This window comes from Massilia aurea (assembly GCF_024753205.1).
GTDB lineage: Bacteria > Pseudomonadota > Gammaproteobacteria > Burkholderiales > Burkholderiaceae_D > Telluria > Telluria aurea.
In genome coordinates this window covers 1-2,674 of the sequence record NZ_JANUGZ010000015.1, presented here as the reverse complement: position 1 = coordinate 2,674, position 2,674 = coordinate 1, and the positions used below count along the sequence as shown (strand labels likewise).

2 protein-coding genes are annotated in these 2,674 nt (G+C 54.8%); one reads left to right on the top strand and one right to left on the bottom strand.

Going from position 1 to position 2,674, the window contains the following annotated elements:
- Nucleotides 1-315 precede the first annotated feature (315 nt).
- The gene (locus tag NX775_RS23810; protein ID WP_258838237.1) at nt 316-774 is read left to right on the top strand and encodes a MarR family winged helix-turn-helix transcriptional regulator; all 459 of its coding nucleotides are present in this window, start codon (nt 316-318) and stop codon (nt 772-774) included.
- 23 nt (nt 775-797) lie between these two features.
- On the opposite strand, the gene NX775_RS24130 is transcribed toward NX775_RS23810, so the two are convergent.
- A complete protein-coding gene (locus tag NX775_RS24130) occupies nt 798-2,444 on the bottom strand; it encodes a methyl-accepting chemotaxis protein (RefSeq protein ID WP_343829643.1) in 1,647 nt (548 codons plus the stop codon).
- Between the last annotated feature and the right edge of the window lie 230 nt (nt 2,445-2,674).

The following is a 2,674-nucleotide window of genomic DNA, read 5'->3' as shown; positions in this document are numbered from 1 at the left end:
TGAAATCTCGTCAACTCTTTCTTTTCGCTTCGTCTCAGATTTCTCTGCAGACCTTGCTCTCGTAACCACTTGATTACGTTAACTTTTTCGGTCAGTGCCGAAGCGGAGGCGAACTATACCAAACCGCGGGTTGATTGCACAAGACCCCTTCAAAAATATTCTTCAAAACGCGTATTCATGATTCAAAAATAGAAAGACGTGACACGCCACATGGGCGTGCTCCACGAATGGCGAGGGACTGCCAAAGCGTGAGAGCGCTAGCCTTCTGGGGTAGCATTGCTTGCAATTATCTAGTGTGCGACCTATATTGGATCCATGACGACCCCTTCTCTTCCCTCTACCACCACGCCTCGCCTCGACGAACAGCTGTGCTTCGCGCTGTATTCGACCTCGTTGGCAATGATGCGGGTTTATCGTGGCGTGCTCCCCCAACTGGGGCTGACCTATCCTCAATATCTCGTCATGATGGTGTTGTGGGAACAGGACCAATTGACGGTGTCAGATATCGGCGTGCACCTGTTTCTGGATTCCGCGACGTTGACCCCATTGCTCAAGCGCATGGAGGCACAAGGCCTGGTGCAGCGCAACCGTGCACGTAGTGATGAGCGGCAAGTGATCATCAGCCTGACTGACGATGGCAAGGCATTGAAACAGAAAGCCGCCAATATAATGGCGGCAGTTTTTCGTGCGACGAAGTGTTCGGCCGACGAAGCAGAGACATTACGTGGTCAGCTGGTCGAACTGCGCAATAGCTTGAACGACAACGACGGCTAAGCCAACGCGGTCGTTCATCTGACTCACGCTGTGATTCGCAGCGGCTCGGTCTCGGCATTGATACGGAACACCCGAACCGTGCGCGACAAACTCCCCGCTTGCTCGTTGAGCGCTGCCGCCGACGCAGCGGACTGCTCGACCAGCACAGCATTTTGCTGGGTTGCTTCATCCATCTGATCGACAGCAAGGTTGACCTCCTGGATACCGGCGTGTTGCGCTTCGCTGGCAGCAGTAATCTCTTCAATAATGCCGCTGACATGTCGCACGCTCGTCACGATGTCGGTCATCGTCGTACCGGCTTGTTCGACCAGCTTCGAGCCCGCATCCACCTTCGCGACCGATTCGCAGATCAGTGCCGAGATCTCCTTTGCCGCGCTGGCTGAACGATGTGCCAAGCTTCGCACTTCACTGGCGACCACGGCGAAGCCACGGCCCTGTTCGCCTGCGCGCGCTGCCTCTACCGCGGCGTTGAGTGCGAGGATATTTGTTTGAAATGCAATGCCGTCAATCACGCTGATGATGTCCGATATCTTGTGCGCAGAGGCATTAATCTCCTGCATCGTGCTGACCACCGCAGTGACAACATTGCCACCCTTGCTGGCAACCTGGCTTGCTGATGCCGCCAGCGTATTGGCATGACGGGCATGTGCAGTATTTTGTTCCACCACGACCGTAAACTTTTTCATCGACGTTGCCGTTCGACCGAGCGACGTAGCTTGTTGAGCAGTCCGCGTTGAAAGGTCGCTATTGCCGGCGGTAATTTCGCTGGAGGCATTCGCAATCATGTCGGTCCCATGGCGCACTTGCGAAACGATGCGCTGCAGACTGGATTGCATTTCGCCAATCGCGTACATGACGCTTGCCCGATCTTTGGGGCGCACAGTCACCTTGACCGTGAGATCACCTGAGGCGATCGCCGATGCGATGCGATTGACCTCCAACGGTTCGCCCCCCAACTGGCGCAGCAGGTGCGCGGTGATGGCGCCACCAACCAGAATACTGATTAGCACTGCAGCGAGCGCGACGGCGATGATCGTCGTTTGCGCGGACGTGATGGATTGTTCGGCGGTCAGCGTGCCGGCTTCAACCTGCTTTTGTATGGCCTTGATCACGCGATCGATGTCGAGCACGTTTTGCCGGCGCAGCGGGCTGCACTCATTGACCAGAAATGAACCATATTCCGTCATCTGCCCGGCATCACGATAGCGTCTCGGACGATTGAGTTCCTCTGCCATACGAAGCAGGCCGGCGCGCATCGTCGCAAAGTCAGCGTTTCCCTCACACAGCGGCGCCAGAACCTGCAGCTCCTTGAGAAAATTCGCTTTTTGTTCATCCAGCAGGGCCAGCTCACCCTGTGCTTTCGTCGCATCGGGAATGATGTAGGCATTGCGTGCAGCGAGTCCGGTTTGCGCAAGAGACTCACGCAGCGCATACAGGCGCTCGAGCTTGGTAGTGCGGACCGCGTTCTGAGTCGCCAGTTCCTTACCAACATTCCCTAACTCACGCCAGGCAAAAAAGGCGAGCACGATGATGAGGATACCGACCAGGCCGAATCCGACGCCGAGTTTTGCACGGGTACTGAGTGAGGAAAATATGTTCATGATAACGACTTCGAGCGAAATATGCAGCTTGCCGGTGTTATGCAACCCATCAAATAGTGGATGTTGCACGGTGAGGAGTAATTATAGACAAGATTTAATAGCGCGCGATTAATTCTATACGGAAAGCAAAGTTTTCTATGCTTTAGGCTCTTTACGTTGATGTTTTTCGACACGGAAGCGAGATGCGGCTTGGTAGATCAGACGAAGGCAACGATGGAGGATGCCTGGCGGCTCTGATGTAATAAGCTGCACCGAACGATGGAGCATCATGCGGATCATGAGGAGTAATCTTGGTAGAC

Coding starts and splice junctions, on each gene's coding strand:
- NX775_RS23810 (WP_258838237.1), top strand. CDS start 316: ATGACGACCCCTTCTCTTCCCTCTACCACCACGCCTCGCCTCGACGAA.